A 1,853-nucleotide genomic window follows, 5' to 3' on the forward strand; every position below is an offset into this window, starting at 1 on the left:
GGGCCCCGAGCTCGACGCCGACACCGGGAAGTACAACGGCACCCAGGACGTCCCGAACGTCGAGGTCCCGCAGGACGTGCTCGAGGCCGGATACGCCGAGCAGGCTCGTCGTGACGCCGCCCGTGCCGCGTACTACGCGGCGAAGGGTCAGCAGGTCAAGCAGGCTATGAGCGAGGCGTGATCCTCGTCTGATTCACGACCGGAGACGGTCCGAAGGCCCCGGTCGATCCGACCGGGGCCTTCGTCGTCGAATCACATGCTTGTGATTTCGCCTGGTCTGGGCGAGAATAGCCCCATAACCGCATATTCACGCCAGTTCTCGTTGTTTCAGGTCGTTGGGGAAGACGCACCTGATGAAACGGAGAGATCATGGCGACGGCTTACGCACGCGGAGTGGTTTTCGTCCACTCTGCACCTCGCGCGCTCTGCCCGCACCTGGAATGGGCGGTAGGACGCGCCATCGGTCGTGCGGTGAACTTCGACTGGAGCGACCAGCCCGTGCTCGACGGCGCGCGCCGTGCCGAGTTCTACTGGGACGGCCCGGTCGGCACCGGTGCGGCTCTCGCCACCGCGATCCGCGGCTGGGAGCACCTCCGCTTCGAGGTGACCGAGGATCCCACGCCTCGCAGCGACGGCGGGCGCTGGCTGCACACCCCTGATCTCGGCATCCACTACGCCCAGACGGATGCCGCGGGCAACATCGTCATCGGCGAAGACCGGATCCGCTATGCGATGGAGATCGCAGCCGGCAGTGCGTCCGAGCTGCAGCGCGAGCTCGACATCGCTCTCGGATCGGCCTGGGACGAAGAGCTCGAGCCGTTCCGCCACGCGAGCGACGACGCCCGCGTCGTCTGGCTGCACAAGGTGGGCTAGTCACCGCCGCGACAGAGACCTGGAACGGGAAGGCGCGAGTATCGGAGGCCGGTGAGTGATCCCGGATGCTGAGAAAACGAATACCCGTTCCACACGACGAGGACCCCGTCCCTGATCTCAGGGGGCGGGGTCTTCGTCATTCGCTCAGATCACGGCGGTGCGGGGCATGTCGTCGCTGAGCGAGGAGCTTCCCGCCGAGACGTCGCGCCACGCGAGCCTCAGCCGACCCATCGCCTCGGCGGTGCGCTCGGGCGGCAGTGTGACCGGGATTCGCAGGCGTCGCCCGAGCACGCCGCCGGTGGAGAAGCGCGGACCCGGCGGCAGGATGAGCCCGTGGCCTCGGGCGGCGAGCGACAGTGCGGTCGAGACAGGCGCGCCGAGATCGAGCCAGGCCGAGAGCCCGCCGCTTGTCTGCGGCATGGAGATGCCGCCGAGCGACTCGAGCCCTGCGGCCACGGCGGCTCGACCCGCGCTGAGTCGCTCGGCGACGTGCGATGTCAGCGCAGGCATCTCCTGCAGGAGCTCGACGGCGATGCACTGCTCGAGGAGCGCGGTGCCCAGTTCGAATGACGGTCGGGTGGCGAGCAGCCGGGCGATGAGGGGCCGATTCGCGCGGATCCAGCCGATGCGCAGCCCGCCCCAGGCGATCTTCGACATGGAACCGACGGTGATCACCTGGGGGCTGAACGCCGCCATCGGCAGCGGTGCCCACCCCCGGTCGATGTCGAGCTCCGCAGTGGTCTCGTCGACGACGAGGTGGGTGCCGACGCTGCGAGCCGTCGTCGCGATGCGCGACCTCTGTGCGTCCGTGAGCGTGGCACCCGTCGGGTTGTGGAAATCCGGGATCAGGTACGCGACATGGGGACGGCTGCGAAGCAGGGTGTCGGCGAGATGCCGCTCATCCCAGCCGCTGACATCGACCGGAGTGGGCAGCAGACGGTAGCCGTGCCGGTGCAGCGCTTCCAGAGCGGGGGGGAAGG

General features: G+C 68.6%; 2 protein-coding genes and 1 pseudogene. 2 read left to right on the forward strand and 1 reads right to left on the reverse strand.

Annotated features, from left to right (window positions below):
* Positions 1 to 181, forward strand: a pseudogene (locus tag J7E68_RS18380) (hypothetical protein); the annotation flags it as partial.
* 188 nt (positions 182 to 369) lie between these two features.
* Positions 370 to 873: a DUF3145 domain-containing protein gene (locus tag J7E68_RS18385; protein WP_056516966.1), complete on the forward strand. Its 504-nt coding sequence runs from the start codon at positions 370 to 372 to the stop codon at positions 871 to 873.
* 144 nt (positions 874 to 1,017) lie between these two features.
* Here the strand turns inward: J7E68_RS18385 and J7E68_RS18390 are convergent.
* The coding region (locus J7E68_RS18390) for an aminotransferase class I/II-fold pyridoxal phosphate-dependent enzyme (RefSeq protein WP_215174987.1) at positions 1,018 to 1,853 on the reverse strand (836 nt) is incomplete at its 5' end.

Origin of the sequence: Microbacterium sp. ISL-103, from assembly GCF_018613995.1 — a bacterium.
Classification (GTDB): Bacteria; Actinomycetota; Actinomycetes; order Actinomycetales; family Microbacteriaceae; genus Microbacterium.

What these genes read in the sequence shown, in the direction of transcription:
- J7E68_RS18385 (WP_056516966.1), top strand. Translation starts at nt 370, where the DNA reads ATGGCGACGGCTTACGCACGCGGAGTGGTTTTCGTCCACTCTGCACCT.